At 43.5% G+C, this 15286-nt stretch carries 15 protein-coding genes, 1 pseudogene and 1 other annotated feature; of the genes and pseudogenes, 5 read left to right on the top strand and 11 right to left on the bottom strand.

The window, feature by feature from the left end:
* Window positions 1-102: pseudogene (locus tag WFI24_RS23440) on the top strand (IS30 family transposase); the annotation flags it as partial.
* A 53-nt stretch (window positions 103-155) separates the two neighbouring features.
* On the opposite strand, the gene tyrS reads toward WFI24_RS23440, so the two are convergent.
* The 9 genes from tyrS to WFI24_RS23395 form a co-directional block, all read right to left on the bottom strand.
* A complete protein-coding gene (gene tyrS, locus WFI24_RS23435; RefSeq protein ID WP_091011938.1) occupies window positions 156-1418 on the bottom strand; it encodes a tyrosine--tRNA ligase in 1263 nt (420 codons plus the stop codon).
* Between the two features lie 117 nt (window positions 1419-1535).
* Window positions 1536-1762, bottom strand: a binding site (T-box leader).
* Between the two features lie 99 nt (window positions 1763-1861).
* A complete protein-coding gene (locus WFI24_RS23430) occupies window positions 1862-2329 on the bottom strand; it encodes a DMP19 family protein (protein WP_336764550.1) in 468 nt (155 codons plus the stop codon).
* Window positions 2330-2334: 5 nt separating this feature from the next.
* Complete coding sequence (locus tag WFI24_RS23425; protein ID WP_336764549.1) at window positions 2335-2793, bottom strand: Imm63 family immunity protein; 459 nt, start codon at window positions 2791-2793, stop codon at window positions 2335-2337.
* Between the two features lie 144 nt (window positions 2794-2937).
* Window positions 2938-4407: a protein adenylyltransferase SelO gene (locus WFI24_RS23420; protein ID WP_442956253.1), complete on the bottom strand. Its 1470-nt coding sequence runs from the start codon at window positions 4405-4407 to the stop codon at window positions 2938-2940.
* Window positions 4408-4703: 296 nt separating this feature from the next.
* Complete coding sequence (locus WFI24_RS23415; RefSeq protein WP_336764548.1) at window positions 4704-6020, bottom strand: nucleobase:cation symporter-2 family protein; 1317 nt, start codon at window positions 6018-6020, stop codon at window positions 4704-4706.
* Window positions 6021-6522: 502 nt separating this feature from the next.
* Entirely contained in the window at window positions 6523-7707 is a 1185-nt protein-coding gene (locus WFI24_RS23410) for an S-layer homology domain-containing protein (protein ID WP_336764547.1), read from the bottom strand.
* Window positions 7708-7862: 155 nt separating this feature from the next.
* A complete protein-coding gene (locus WFI24_RS23405; RefSeq protein WP_336764546.1) occupies window positions 7863-8594 on the bottom strand; it encodes a hypothetical protein in 732 nt (243 codons plus the stop codon).
* A 242-nt stretch (window positions 8595-8836) separates the two neighbouring features.
* On the bottom strand, window positions 8837-9136 hold the full coding sequence (locus tag WFI24_RS23400) for a Dabb family protein (protein ID WP_336764545.1): 300 nt from the start codon (window positions 9134-9136) through the stop codon (window positions 8837-8839).
* 49 nt (window positions 9137-9185) lie between these two features.
* Window positions 9186-9767 carry a TetR/AcrR family transcriptional regulator gene (locus tag WFI24_RS23395; protein ID WP_336764544.1) on the bottom strand — a complete coding sequence of 194 codons (582 nt, stop codon included), beginning with the start codon at window positions 9765-9767 and terminating at the stop codon, window positions 9186-9188.
* 223 nt (window positions 9768-9990) lie between these two features.
* Here WFI24_RS23395 and WFI24_RS23390 point away from each other — a divergent pair, with 223 nt between their 5' ends.
* The 3 genes from WFI24_RS23390 to WFI24_RS23380 all read left to right on the top strand — a co-directional run bounded on the left by WFI24_RS23390 (window position 9991) and on the right by WFI24_RS23380 (window position 13081).
* A complete protein-coding gene (locus WFI24_RS23390; RefSeq protein WP_336764543.1) occupies window positions 9991-11106 on the top strand; it encodes an NADH:flavin oxidoreductase in 1116 nt (371 codons plus the stop codon).
* A gap of 227 nt (window positions 11107-11333) precedes the next feature.
* On the top strand, window positions 11334-12185 hold the full coding sequence (locus tag WFI24_RS23385) for an AraC family transcriptional regulator (protein ID WP_336764542.1): 852 nt from the start codon (window positions 11334-11336) through the stop codon (window positions 12183-12185).
* The gene (locus tag WFI24_RS23380) at window positions 12182-13081 is read left to right on the top strand and encodes a DMT family transporter (RefSeq protein WP_336764541.1); all 900 of its coding nucleotides are present in this window, start codon (window positions 12182-12184) and stop codon (window positions 13079-13081) included. The genes WFI24_RS23385 and WFI24_RS23380 overlap by 4 nt, the downstream gene beginning before the upstream one ends.
* A gap of 112 nt (window positions 13082-13193) precedes the next feature.
* On the opposite strand, the gene WFI24_RS23375 is transcribed toward WFI24_RS23380, so the two are convergent.
* On the bottom strand, window positions 13194-13895 hold the full coding sequence (locus tag WFI24_RS23375) for a pseudouridine synthase (RefSeq protein WP_336764540.1): 702 nt from the start codon (window positions 13893-13895) through the stop codon (window positions 13194-13196).
* A gap of 258 nt (window positions 13896-14153) precedes the next feature.
* Here WFI24_RS23375 and WFI24_RS23370 point away from each other — a divergent pair, with 258 nt between their 5' ends.
* Window positions 14154-14786: a DUF1963 domain-containing protein gene (locus tag WFI24_RS23370; RefSeq protein WP_336764539.1), complete on the top strand. Its 633-nt coding sequence runs from the start codon at window positions 14154-14156 to the stop codon at window positions 14784-14786.
* Window positions 14787-15002: 216 nt separating this feature from the next.
* Here the strand turns inward: WFI24_RS23370 and WFI24_RS23365 are convergent, their stop codons facing one another.
* A complete protein-coding gene (locus WFI24_RS23365) occupies window positions 15003-15185 on the bottom strand; it encodes a YjfB family protein (RefSeq protein WP_336764538.1) in 183 nt (60 codons plus the stop codon).
* Between the last annotated feature and the right edge of the window lie 101 nt (window positions 15186-15286).

Here is a 15286-nt window from a genome sequence, read left to right as displayed (position 1 = left end):
CTCGGCCACTCACTGGATCTGATTAACCACAGACCCCGAAAATGCTTGGGCTGGAGAACCGCTCACGAATCTTTCACAGAGGAACTGTCGCACTTGGTTTGACAATCTGTCTTTGTTTCTGTAATTGTATAAGTGTACGTTTTAATTGTCAGACACTAGGATTGGAGCTTAACCAAGCTGTAGTTCTTTTTACCTTTACGGATAATGATGAATTTACCGCCAATGGCATGCTCTGCAGAGACCGTGAATTCAAGCTCCGTGATTTTCTCACCGTTCATGGAGATTGCACCTTTAGTGACATCCTCACGTGCCTGGCGTTTGGATGGCTCCAGCCCCAGATCTACGAGCCAGTCCACGATATTTTTGGCTTCGCCGTCTGTTTCAAACGTTGGCATTTCCTTGAAGCCCTGCTCGATTTCATCGGCTGTCAGAGAGCGGATATCTCCACTAAACAGTGCTGCTGTAATACGTTTAGCCTGTTCGAGCATTTCTTCGCCGTGAACGAATTTTGTCATTTCTTCCGCGAGTGCTTTCTGTGCTTCACGTCTGTGCGGCTCCGTCTCTACCTTTTCAGCCAAAGCTTCGATTTCTTCTTTGCTGAGGAAAGTAAAGTATTTCAAGTATTTAATGACATCACGGTCATCTGTATTCGCCCAGAATTGGTAGAACTCAAATGGTGTTGTTTTGTTCGGGTCAAGCCAGATTGCGCCGCCAGCTGTTTTACCGAATTTGGTTCCGTCAGATTTGAGCATGAGCGGAATGGTGAGACCGTACGCCTTCGCTTCAGATCCTTCTTTTTTACGAATCAGATCGAGACCACTCGTGATATTCCCCCATTGATCCGAACCACCGATTTGAAGCTGAACATCTTCGTTCTGGAATAGGTGCAGGTAGTCGAGGGATTGAAGAATCTGGTAGGAAAACTCGGTAAACGAGATTCCGCCTTCCAGTCTGCTCGCAACTACATCCTTAGCCAGCATCGTGTTGAGGTTGAAGTTTTTGCCGTAGTCACGCAAGAATTCAATCACATTGATTTTGTGTGTCCAATCGTAGTTGTTCACCATACGAACCTGATTATCACCGTCTGTTACGAACAACTTTTTCATCTGCGCTGTCAGTGCATCCACATTCTCCTGCACCTGTTCCATCGTTTGCAAAGAACGCTCTGCCTGACGACCACTTGGATCACCAATCGTACCTGTAGCTCCACCAATCAAAATAACCGGACGGTGTCCTGCAAGTTGAAAACGTTTCAGCATCATGAATGGAATGAGATGTCCGATATGCATACTATCCCCCGTAGGGTCAACTCCACAGTACAATGAGACTGATTTGGTTTCAGTCAGTTCACGCAGTCCCTCTGCATCGGTCTGCTGGTTGATGGCGTCGCGCCACTGTAGTTCATCAATAATATTCATTCGTAAAAACCCCTTTTCTATCCTCAAGATTCAGTCATGATCTACGTTAAATTACGAAATAACACGCTGGAACGGGTTTTTTGGACACAAAAAAATCGCCTCCTTGTCTTCATTAGACACAGGGACGATTATCATAACCGTGGTACCACCCAAATTGCATGGACAACACTTGCCTTAACACGCTATCCATACCACTTTCGGCAATATATCGTTTGCCCACCCGCTTGGCATTACCCAAGTACTCCAGAGTGTAATTCGCAGCCCTTGTATGTATCAGGTTCCATCAACCCCTGACTTTCTGTAACAGGGACAAAGCCGCTACTGCGCTCCATCAACGTGATTCATGTATTTAATTTATAGCAAGTATAGCCGAACGTTTGAGTCATTGCAAGGCCAAGTATGCAAACTTTAAATATATCAATGGCCAAGCACATAAACTCAACTTATAAGGTCATGATGTTCAACTTTCCGTGGTAATAATGATGGGCCTTCTCTGCAATCTGATCCTCATTGTTCCAAAATTGCTGATCCAGTATATCTAATTGCTGCTCCTGCTCCATGGTTAGAAACTTAGGAATATCCCACAGTTCAGTAAGCCTTTCATCCTCTTCCAAGTGCTGGATGCACCCATATGCTGACGTTAGAATGCCGATCACTTGAGTCGCACCAATGGTCTGTAGTGCTCGTAACGCGTAACGGTACGCCTCTTCCCCCCAGTTACAGAAAAACTGTATAAAGCCACCATTAAAGACATCCACCTCTAACAGCCATAGAGCAGCAATCTCCTGTTCATTTGAAGTTAAGGTTGCCCATCCTTGTTCAGATTCATTCTTTTTTCCGACGAAGGATAACGCATATTCATACCATACGTCATTGATGTCTTTGATGTCATTGTTATCTTGTTCACTCATCACAATCACCTCTCTTTAGTAGACTGAATCTGCTCAAGCTCCTGTCGTTTACTCGTCATATGCCAGTATAGATAAGGATCACCGATCTTTTGGAAGGCTTCCTGAACGCCCCTGTTCAGATCCTTCATCACTTCATTTGAATCGTTTAAATGAGTCTGTTTATTATCCACGCCATGTCTTTCCATCAATTCTACATGCGTCGCGGTGAAAATAATATCCTCCAGTAACCAGTAGATAACTTCATCTGACTGTTTTATCCGTTTCTCCAACGAGACGAGACCACGTTCGTATATGCGAACGATATATGTATCTTTTCCAGTCTCTACATAGGGGACACCATCCGATTTAAAGGGCTCAAATAAGCGGTTAACATAGTTCTCCATCTGTTCCCTATGGAAAGCTGTTCGCTCTAACAACTCAAAAAGGATTTCTGCCATTTGTTGTTTGTTTAGCATGTTGGACATGAATGCACCTGCCTATAAAAAGTAATCACTTCTTCTCTAATTATTGCATGACATTCTCCTAATTCAATGCGAACGAGGATTTTATCGTCGATGACATAAAGAAAAAGCTGCCCAAGGCAGCCTTTTCTTCTTCATATTGTTCAATCAAGTCCCACAAAAAGTCTGATACGAAGTATTGCACTGTGCAGGCAGTTCAGCATATTCAGCCTGTTCAGGTGAGTGGGCAAACGGATCGGAAAGAACAGCCAGAAGCTTCTCCATCACGCTAAGGTCTCCGTAATTCTCCGCTCGATCAAGTGCTTCTTCGACTCGATGATTGCGAGGAATCACTGCTGGATTACTCGTTCTCATCAATTGCCGAGAGACTTCCTTCTCCCCATGCTGTCTGTCCAATCTTGCTTGCCACCGCTCATTCCATTCAGCAAATTCTGTCGTGCCAAACAAAGTTGTCCCTTCCGAATGATCAAAGGTCAATGCCAAGAATGTATTCGTGTAATCTGCACTATGCTTCTCTATGAGTTCAAGAAGGTCCTTGATCAGGGCTTCATCTTCAGTCTCTTCATTCAACAAGCCTAGTTTGGCCCGCATTCCCTTAAGCCAATGATGATGGTACAATTCCGAAAATTGTGCGATGGTGTCCTGAGCGAGTTGCACGGCCTGTTCTTCATCTTCGTGCAATAGCGGCAGAAGTGTCTCGGCAAAACGAGCCAAATTCCATCCTGCAATATATGGCTGATTACCATAAGCATACCGACCTTGCGTGTCAATGGAACTAAATACCGTTGAAGGATCGTAAGCATCCATAAAGGCGCATGGGCCATAATCAATGGTCTCACCACTGATCGCCATGTTATCCGTGTTCATCACGCCATGAATGAAACCAACTCGCTGCCACTGGGCAACGAGCGCTGCCTGCCGCTTAATCACTTCCTGTAGGAGCAAAAGATAGCGATTCTCAGCTTGAGCGACATCAGGAAAATGTCGATGCAGCGTATAATCAGCCAACGCCCGAAGATCGTCGATAGACCCCCATCTGGCTGCATACTGGAAGGTTGCTACTCGGATATGACTGGAAGCCACTCGGGTCAATATGGCCCCAGGCCGTTCTGTTTCGCGGATAATGTTTTCTCCGGTAGATACCACTGCTAGACTTCGGGTTGTTGGAATACCCAGTGCATACATCGCTTCACTAATAATATATTCTCGCAACATGGGCCCAACAGCAGCACGTCCATCTCCTCCACGAGAGTAGGGTGTTCTTCCTGAACCTTTCAGCTGGATATCCACTCGCTCACCACGTGGCGTAATCTGTTCTCCCAGCAGCAAAGCCCGTCCATCACCAAGCATGTTAAAATTGCCGAATTGATGTCCTGCATAGGCCTGAGCTAAAGGCTCGGCTCCTTCCGGAATCAGGTTACCTGCAAAAATCTGCGCTCCTTCATCACTGTCAAGAGATTCCACATTCAGACCCAGGCTGGATGCAAGCAATCGATTGAAGATCATCAGCTTCGGTGATTCAACAGGTACTGCGCTCTGGCTTGTAAAAAAAGGTTGCGGTAACTGCGCATAACTATTGTCCAGATTCCATCCTTTGTTTAACGTCTCTTGTTGCACGGTGATCACAACTCCTTTTCTGTACCCAGGGATATCCCTTGGTTATATTGTAGCCTTGTGAACCAATGCTCATTTATGTAGTCGCATGGAAATTCAATGTAATGTCAGGAACATATAAAATGTTCTTGATGAAACTTTAGCATATTTGCATGCCTTTTGCATTTCTCATGAATAGTAAGCACAAAAAGTCCAAGAGGTTTCTTTGCCAAGTGGAGTCATTGCCTTTCATTCCACTTCCCAGAAAACCGTCTTGGATCTGTTTCGTTTACACGATGACATGTCTGTTATTCCAAGAATTATGTGTGTACTTCCTGTGCCTGTGCAGGCTGTACTGGCAAACTCTTATTTTTGAAACCGAGGTTAAAGAAAACATTGAGCAGGATCGCTGACAGGCTTCCCGTGATAATACCATCGCTAACAATGATGCGAATACTTTGAGGAAGCTGGGCAAATAGATCGGGTACAGCGGTAACACCAAGTCCAAGTGAAACGGAGCAAGCCACGATCAACAGATTGGATTGTTTGCCGAAGTCGACGTTTTGCAGCATTTTGATCCCGGATGAGACGACCATTCCGAACAGTACGACAGTCGCTCCGCCTAATACAGCACTCGGAATAATGGTTGCAAAAGCTGCTACTTTGGGAATAAGTCCGAGAAAGATGAGGATACCTCCAGCCGCAACAACCACATTGGTCGTTTTCACCTTGGAGAGCTGAACCAAACCGACATTCTGAGCGAATGTATTGTATGGAAAAGCATTGAATATGCCGCCAAGGACAAACGCAAGACCTTCTGCACGATATCCCCGTGCCAGATCTTTTTCGTTGATCGGTTGATCACAGATTTTGCTCAAAGCCATGAACACACCTGTTGATTCAATAATAACCACCGTACCTACAATGATCATTGTAATAATGGGGCCGATTTCGAAGGTTGGCCATCCAAAGTAGAAGGGTTGAGGCAAATGGAACCAGGAGGCTTCCTGTACAGCGGCAAAATTCACTTTTCCCATGAAGGCTGCGATGAGGGTCCCCACGATAATACCAAGGAGAACAGCCAGGGATTTTACAAAACCGCGAGCATAACGATTCAGGATCAGAATGAAAAGTAATACGCCAAAGGAAAGCGCCAAATTGTCCAAACTTCCAAAATTCTCGCTGTTTGCTCCACCCGCCATGTTTTTAATACCTGTTGGGATTAGTGCAAGACCGATGATAGTCACCACTGTACCTATAACGACTGGTGGAAACAATTTGACGATTTTGCTGAAAAATACGGCAAAGATGACGATAAATATTCCCGCTGCTATGATGGAGCCATAAATGGCTGGAATCCCGTATTGTGACCCAATTGCAATCATGGGTGTGACCGCTACAAAAGAGCTTCCAAGCACCGCCGGCAAACCTATACCCAAGTACTTCCCTTTCCGAGCCTGAAGCCATGTTGCAATCCCGCACGTTAACAGGTCAATGGATACCAGATACGCCAACTGCTCTGCAGTCAAATTTAGTGCTCTGCCCACAAGCAAAGGTACCAGAATTGCTCCCGCATACATCGCCAATACGTGCTGAATCCCCAGTGAAAAAATTCTCATCTTTTTGGTTTCTTTCATCTCACGTTGCCCCCCTGAAATTAGAATCAACCGAACCGCTGCAAAATCATGTTATGTTGATTCACATTATATAAACTATTCAGGGAAGTTCCATGATTCATAACATAGAATTGTTATAGGAGATAAAGAGTTCAACTTAAATTGGGCGTGTTGTACAAAAAGGAATCTCAAACTGTTTATGTCGCGTTATATTAATTGACACAAGCATTCTCGACAATTCATCTTTAATCTCCAATAGATCCACTTAGCTAGCACAACCCCAGGTGGAATCAGCAAGCGAAATATTATTTCCCAAAACATATCCTTAACCCTAGTTTGGAGGGCAGTACCCTGCGCACAAGTTGTTGGGAAAAAAAACTGCTCCCCCTGAGACTTAGGTCTCAAGATGAACAGTTTTATTTTTAGAGGGCGTCCCTTCCAACTGAACTCCTGTACCTACCATTAAAGAAAACTTCAAGAAGTTTTTTATAAAACAATGAAAAAGGTACCTGATTCTCTTTTTTTATAAATTCCCCGTTTTTGGGTCCTCTATATAAATCATCACTTCGTTGTTACTGTCTTCCTTCAAACGCTCAGGGTACCGGGCTTTACCGTGGACATGAAAATTCGTCACATCTGTTACATCTAAGATGACTCTGTTAGTAGTATCCATTAATTGTTCAAAGGTATACTTAATGTTCTGACCATTTATTGTCACGTAAACGTCCACGACTTCATCGGATTCAATTCTAATAGCCACCTTCGTTAGGAATTCCCCAGGGTTTGGAGAGAACTCAGGAGATTTACTCAGAATAATCGTTTCTTCAGGCTCAATATAGAATATGTTTGTCCCAAATCCGGTAGACACACCTGGAAAGAGGTAAGCGCCGGATAATGGCTCCTCAACCTTCTGGTATGCGTAATCCTCACCAGCAGCTGCCAACATTCGGTTGAGAATGGTAACTGTCTCTGCTCGCGTGACCGATCTGTCAGGGTAGAATAAACCATTGGTGTCCGGTGTAATGATTCCCAGTTTCATAAAACGGTATAAGGCCCGGGCCTTCACGTACTCTAACTCACTCGCCCAATCAAGTTTAGTTCCCTCCCGAATCAAGGCCAACTTTGCTGTCATCAAGGACTCAGGATGCCCGTTCTTCTCGAATTCCATGTAGGATGCAAACTGGGGCTTCGGAACATCTTTTACTTTGGCTAGTTGCTTCACTGAATCCGACGTAGTTAAATCATTAATTCTCGGCCAATTCATATCATTAAACAATGCATCTAATGTCATCAGCACGTCCCAACGAGACATCTCTTTCTCCGGTTTATAACTGTAACTATCATCAGCATAATTTTGTACATCCGCAGCAAAGATAGGTGGGATTGTACTGTACAACTCAGCGAATTCTTTGCTAGCCCAATGGCTTTCAGGTACCCCCGAGATCGTAGCAGATTCCAAATTGCGGAGCATAGGGAACAAACGGTAAACCATAACCGTAAACTCAGCTTTAGTTACGGACTGCTCTGGGCGAAATGAACCATCCGGATATCCAGTTAGAATCCCGCGACTATTCATTTCGTCTATGGACAATCTGGCCCAATCATATTTACGATTATTTTCTACATCACTAAATCCAGCAAAGACGGGTGAAACACATGCAACTGACACAATAATTAACGCCATGCACGTCAAAAGATATTTTTTCAAAGATGACACGCTCCTTTTTTGGGGATAAAATAGAATTGAAATAACAAAGGTTGCATATACCACTATGTTAACTTGATATGCTCACCGTTTTAACTATCACTTGATATAGATCAGAGATTGCTTAGACTCCTCACTTACGCCTCAGTTGCCATAGGTTATTCAATATCGCTACGCTTTATCGTAATGCCATCATCAAAAATAATTTGATCCATCTCGAATTCAACTGTGATTTTTTCTAGTGGAGTATCCCTAAATTCAATATCATCTTTTATAAATTGATTTACTTCAAAACTACCATCATATGTAGTAGATGTTCCAGATGTAATGGCTTCATCGTATTTTACATTAAGTGATTTGATATCATTATCAAACATATCCTTAAAAGTGATGAGACCTTGGAACCCTTTCACCTTTTTGTCAGATGTATTTTCAATGTCAAGCGTCATGTTAATGACGTCTTTAAAAATCCACTTATCGGTATCTTTGAAAATCACACTCTTTTTGAGTAAGCCTACTCTTAATGAATCATTCAAAACTTTTAATTGGGTTTGTTTTTCTTTTTCTGCTTCTTCCTGTTTTCGTTTAATTTCTTCTTGCCTCTTTTTTTTCTCTTCTTCAATCTTCCGCTGTCTATCTTTTTCATCGTTTATAATTTGGATCACTGTTTGTGACGAGAGGTCTGTATTTTCGCTGCTGGCAAACTCAATTGCCATGCTATAGAAATCTTTATCTTCTTGTGTAAGTTCAGTCGTAGTCTTCACATCCTGAGAGACAGTCTCTGAATACAGTTCTTCTGTTATCGGCTTTCCACACGCAGATAACACAATAGTCACTAGTCCAATGAATAAAATTAATGCTAAACTCTTTGTCTTCGATTTCCCCTTCAACACTGCACATCCTTTAAAATTTTATTTTCATGCACAACATAATACCCTTCCCACTAGACCTCCTTCAGGAAATTTATACCTCATGAATTATAGCATCAACAGGAAATTTGGACTAGATGTAACAGTGTCTTAAGTCACGATTCCGATGCACATATATGATTCAATCTTGAATTACTCCTCTTGATGTCTCGTCTTTATGGTAAGTCCCCCTTCCCTTTCACTATTTTGCTTTAATCGCAGCTTTAGATCAGGTAATCAACCACAATAACATCTTCCACCCAACCATTTAGCGAAGCTACAAAAGCCTGATGCGCTGGATGTGGACCATAAGCGCGCAATGCCTCCTGATCTTCAAAAGTCACTCGCAAGCCAATCGTGTAACCTTGGATACGATCCGTTTCTTCCGTAGTATTGATTCCCGCGGTCAGCGAGACAATTCCCGGAATCTGTTCCTGTAACGCGAGCAACTGCGCCACCAGTTCCTGTTGCTTGGCTAATGTGATTTTATCGTTAAATTTAAAAACAACTAAATGTTCAAACATCTTGTTATTCCCCCTATTGTGCATTCCGAATCAAATTCGTTAACTGAAGTCAATTCAATAATTCCAATCCGCCCATCATATAAGGCACCACTCTCTTGGCTAAATCAGCCGGGGATTCCTGTCTTCCTTCGATATTCCAGCGATACGTTATTCCATAGATCGACCAGCTTAACATGGTCGCAGTAGCTTTCAGCGTTTTAAGGTCTACTTCTCTCGCTCCTTGCAGCATGAATTGAAGAAGAAACTGCTCCAGCTGCGTTTTGATATTCTCTTCAATAATTGGTGCAACTGTATCATATTTTTTAATACACTCATTGCTTGATACGTGGTAATCACATAACGAATATATAAGTTGCTGCATGGTCTCGGCTGACAATCGAGCTTCCGAATCCACTCTTTTCGTTACATATTCCATAAAAGCATCCGATAACAAAGCTTCGAGCAGCGCATATTTATCCTGAAAATGGGCGTAGAATGTAGCTCTGTTGATTGTGGCTTGCTCTGTAATATTCTGAATGGTAATACTATTGAAGTTTTTAAGATTCAACTGGTTTAAAAACGCATCAAGAATTAATTGGCGCGTGCGAATTACACGCGGATCATTCGAGTTTGGAGACAATACACCGGACATGTCCCTATCCTCCTTCGTACACAAAAAATTTGGCTAGACTCCTTCATTATAGATAAGTGCTATTTGTTCAACAAGTAAAAGCACGTGTACAGACACAATACAATAATCCGAGTCTTTCGCTTAAGCAACAAAATGCTCCGATTGTTGGTTGAGCATGCCAATAGACCTTGTTAAGATTGCACTCGTACCCGCTTGAAGGTGCAAAATAATGGAGGTGCTTAGTTTGAGTAATCAACAACATAAGGTAATTTCTACGGAGCTTCTGTTTCAACCATACACCGTTCAAAAATTAAACCTGTCCTCACGAATTGTCATGTCCCCCATGGCCCGCGCTTTTTCCCCGGATGGTATCCCGGGAGCCGATGTAGCAGCATATTATCGTCGACGCGCGGAGCAAGGTGTTGGCTTAATTATTACAGAAGGTGCAACCATTGAACATCCATCTGCATCAAGTGAGCCTAGAATCCCTCATATGTATGGAGAAGCAGCTCTTCAAGGCTGGGCTGAAGCGGTGCGACAAGTCCATGCCGCCGGCGGCAAGATTTTCCCTCAGATTTTACATATGGGAATCGTTCGTCCTTCAGGATCTCAACCACACCCGGAAGCTGCATCTCTAAGTCCATCGGGAGTTGATATAGAAGGTAATCAGGTAAGTGAGCCTATGACGGAAGAAGAGATTATAACTGTAATTAAAGCTTATGCAGATGCAGCTGTTAATGCACAACGCATTGGTTTTGACGGAATTGAGCTCCATGGTGCTCATGGTTTTCTGATCGATCAGTTTTTCTGGAAAACAACGAATAGAAGAACGGACCGCTACGGTGGCGACCTTCAGAAACGTACTCAATTCGCAGTTGAACTTGTTAAGGCAGTTCGGGCTGCGGTAGGTCCTGATTTTCCTATTGCGATGCGGATCTCCCAATGGAAGATGAATGATTATCAAGCCAGATTGTTCGACACACCCCAACAACTGGGACAATTCCTCAGCTTGTTGGTTGATGCAGGTGTAGATATCTTCCACTGCTCGACACGACGCTTCTGGGAGCCCGAGTTCGAAGGATCTGATCTAGGATTTGCAGGTTGGGTGCGGAAGCTAAGTGGTCAAACCACCATTACAGTCGGTTCTGTGGGTATGCCAGACGAGCCTGAAGCTGGAGCCGATGAAGCAAAGCATCCAGGTATGAGCGAACTTATGAAGAGATTCGATCATCAGGAATTTGATCTGGTAGCTGTAGGACGTGCACTCCTTGGTGACCCGGCATGGGCTGCAAAAATACGCGAAGGCCGCGTATCCGAGATTCAGCCTTTTACACCTGAAGCACTAGCTACACTACATTAAAAAATAAGTACGTATTGTTCCAGGAACATTTAGTCTCATAATATATAGGTTTGAACTCGTGAATCAACTATACTAAGCAAAGGGCTCGCTTTCCCCCGTGGATTGCGGGTATTTTGTTTTTGGAGATATCTGTCCGATCAAACACTTGAAGCAATAGCAATATCGTTCAAGAAAATCCCTTCTTTACATCCTATAATGACGTTAACATACAAGAAAGAAGGTGCATCATGACTCGGGAAGTTCGAACTGTTGTATTTGATACTGATCTACAGCTGGAAGCTTATCAATTTGAAGGCATTATGCAGAAGTTCCCCAATCATTTTCATGACTATTATGTCATTGGATTTATTGAGCAAGGTAAGCGACACCTCGTCTGCAACAACGAAGAATACATTCTGAATAGTGGTGACATGATTGTCTTTAATCCACATGATCCACATGCCTGCGAACAGGTCGATGGAAGAACCCTCGATTATCGCTGTATCAACGTCCAGCCTGAAGTTATGCGAGAGTATGTGAGAGAGATTACTGGACAAGCTTACTTGCCACGGTTTACATCCCCCGTTCTCTACCAAAGTGAACTTGTGGGTTCCCTACACGAGCTGCATCAGATGATTCTAGAGGAGCAATCCGATTTTTGCAAAGAAGAATTGTTACTCTTTCTGCTGGATCAATTGCTAAGAGATTATTCGGATGCTGAACCACCCGTTGCAACACAGGATGTTACTACTGAGATCAGACGCATATGTGATTACATAGAATCTCATTACATGGAGAGCATCTCGTTGAACGAGCTAGCCGACTTGACGGAGATGAGTAAGTACCACCTGCTGCGTTTATTCACTCGCCAGAAAGGGATATCACCCTACCGCTACTTGGAGACAATTCGTATTAATCAAGCCAAACGGCTGTTGGAACAAGGCCAGCTTCCGATTGAAGTGGCCGCGCAGACGGGATTCAGTGACCAAAGCCACTTTACGAATTTTTTCAAAAAACTGATTGGTCTGACGCCCAAGCAATACAGACGTATCTTCAATCATGACACAGAACCGAAACGCACCACCGATAACATCGTATGATAAGCCATCTTAGCCATCAAAACACGAAAGCCTCTACCGGACATTTACTCGCTTTGTTTACTATACTGATCTGGGGCACTACGTTTGTCTCGACCAAGGTTCTGTTGATTGAAATTACTCCAGTGGAAATTCTATTTTTCCGCTTTCTGATCGGGTATTTGGTATTGTTACTAATCTATCCACGTTCACTGCGGATCGCATCATTCAGAGAAGAATGGTTATTTATCGGAGCAGGCATATGCGGAGTGACGTTATATTTTCTCATCGAAAATGTGGCACTGGTGTACACAACGGCTTCCAATGTGGGTGTAATTGTCTCCATTGCCCCATTCTTCACCGCTGTGCTCGCACATTTTTTCTTGGATGGAGAAAAGTTAACTCACCGCTTTATCATCGGATTCGGGATTGCCCTGAGCGGCATCATACTCATCGCATTGAACGGCAGTTTCATTCTGCAACTCAATCCGCTAGGTGATCTGCTTGCTTTCATAGCACCTGCGGTATGGGCAATTTATTCTGTGTTGATGCGTAAAATTGGCGAGCTTCGTTATCACACCATTGGGGCGACTCGCAAAGTGTTCTTCTATGGCCTGATCTTCATGTTACCAGCTCTGTTCCTATTTGAATTCAATTGGGATCTCGGACGCTTCACGAATCTGGCCAATCTATCCAATATTCTCTACCTCGGCCTGGGTGCCTCCGCATTGTGTTTCGTGACTTGGAACCGAGCCGTTAATCTTCTTGGCGCTATCAAAACGAGTGTCTACATCTATCTGGTGCCTGTCATTACTGTCGTGTCATCTGCACTAATTCTTCAGGAAAGGATAACCTGGGTGATCATACTCGGGGCGTTCTTAACCTTACTCGGATCTTACATTTCAGAGCGAAAAAGGTAACCCATTCAACAACAAAGACACTAATCCACGTAGGGGTTAGTGTCTGATTCTTTTTTTATTGTTATAAACGTTCATTGTGACTGAACACCGTTGCGTTGACATGCAGCAGAACTCATTTTATCTCATTTAATTGAGACAGCAGAATCTCCAGTTCTTCTTGCTCCAGATGACGCCACTGTCCCCGCTCCAGTTGATCCAGCGTAATATTCATAATTCGGACGCGCTCCAGCTTCAACACGCGATACCCCAAAGCTTTGCACATTCTGCGGATCTGCAGGTTGAGACCCTGTGTCAAAATAATACGAAATACATCCTCACTTTGCCTATACACTTCGCACGGCTTGGTCACCACGTCCAAAATCTCAACTCCTTCGGACATGGACTGTACAAATTCATCTGTTATGGGTTTGTCTACAGTCACTACATATTCTTTATCATGATTATGCTCCGAACGCATCATCTTGTTCACAATGCCTCCGTCATTCGTTAGCAAAATCAACCCTTCAGATGCCTTATCCAGCCTGCCTATGGCAAATATGCGAGAAGGATAATTCATAAATTTGATGATATTCCCCTCTACGTGTTCTGCTGCGGTGCAGACAATACCGATGGGTTTATTTAGAGCAATATAGACAGGTTCGCTCTCATTACGAGGAATTTCCTTGCCATCAATGAGTACCACATCGTGTGGTTCAACATCTGCCCCTTTTTCACATACTCTGCCATTGATCGTTATGCGTCCAGCTGCAATTAATCGGTTCGTTTCCCGACGGGAGCAGAATCCCGTTTCACTTATGTATTTGTTAATTAACATGTTTCACCGCTTCTCATCTATAGTATTGCCACTGGTTCTTTAAGTGCTGGTACGTTCATTCGCTTCGTGCAACGAGTTAGTACCTTGTACTGATTTTCATTCCACATCATCTCACTTATAATGTAACGAAGCAATGGATTGTTAACCGAAAGTACATAAAAAAGCAAAAAGATAATGAACTCACTCAAAAAATACGTTTTGTACTTTATTGGTACTATGACACGGAGCACGACATTACGAGAAAAGAAGGAGTTTTCCATGTACAACGTGACTCAAATTACAGTTGATCCTGATGATCCGAACCAGAATTCTGGTATGTGGATTGGTGGAGAACAGGCATACATTCAGGATTGGCCGCTCAATCCGGAGGGCCAGCCTCTGATGCATCTGTTCTCCATCGATTGCAAAAAACTATTGCAGCATGTTCCTATCCCGTCTCTGCCAGCAGACATGTATATCTCGGTCTTCTCTACGTATTCGGCTTCTGATTATTTTCTGGATCAGGTGACATATACGGGAGATGAACTGGAATGGAACGAAAATATCCTGGCTGGTTACACGTACGTATCTATAACCTCACAGCAGCACACTTCTGTTGGCCCTGTAGAGTGCATCCCTTTAAGTGGAGTGAATCTCTCAGAAACGTCATTAGCCGAGCAGGATTTCCCTGCCTTTTCGTTCTTTTCTTCAACTTTATCCAACGGAGTCAATGGGATTGAACATTTATTAGCTCATTATCAACTGGTATGCCAGATTTATTCCGCAGATTTCCCCGAGTCCTATCAGGACATATTGGGACTTTCCGATGCCAATGGTTATTTGTTTTTGCGAAAAGGTCCCGCCTCTGCTGAAGCGCCATTGGATGGACTATTTTTCGTACAGACTGCTTAGTGTCTATACCTTAGGTTAAGTTGAATATCCAGTTGCTACAGAGCTCGGTTCATGCCCATCTGATTTTTTCTAGGCAGGGGTTCGCTCTCAGCCCTTCCGTGCTTAGCCGTGGGATTGAAAAATAAACAGCCCAAACGGCCTCAATTCGTTAGAATTGGAGCTGTTTGGGCTTTGCTTGCTGCAATGTTTACACAAGAATGCATCCTTCTAATCTGCCTATACTGAAATATCCAGACTGCCACCCAGATTAGGGTGAGGAGCAGGTACTGACTTTAACATTTCCGCCATCTGCTGGCCTTGCTGCTGCGCCATGTCTTTTGTAATTGACATCACTTGCAAACTGGCCGATTGCACTACTGAAGCTTGGCTCATCGCCATTGATAAAGCTGCAATATCCATGTTCTGCACTCCTTTCACTTTCTGATCACATAGGTGTACTTATTATATATCGGACAGAGAGGAGCAAATTTGAAGAATTTACACAACTCTGCTAATTTGTA

It is taken from the genome of Paenibacillus sp. USHLN196 (genome assembly GCF_037144955.1).
Lineage (GTDB): Bacteria > Bacillota > Bacilli > Paenibacillales > Paenibacillaceae > Paenibacillus > Paenibacillus xylanexedens_C.
Note: the sequence above shows the minus strand (reverse complement) of the source record. Positions and strands in the feature narration are given on the sequence as shown.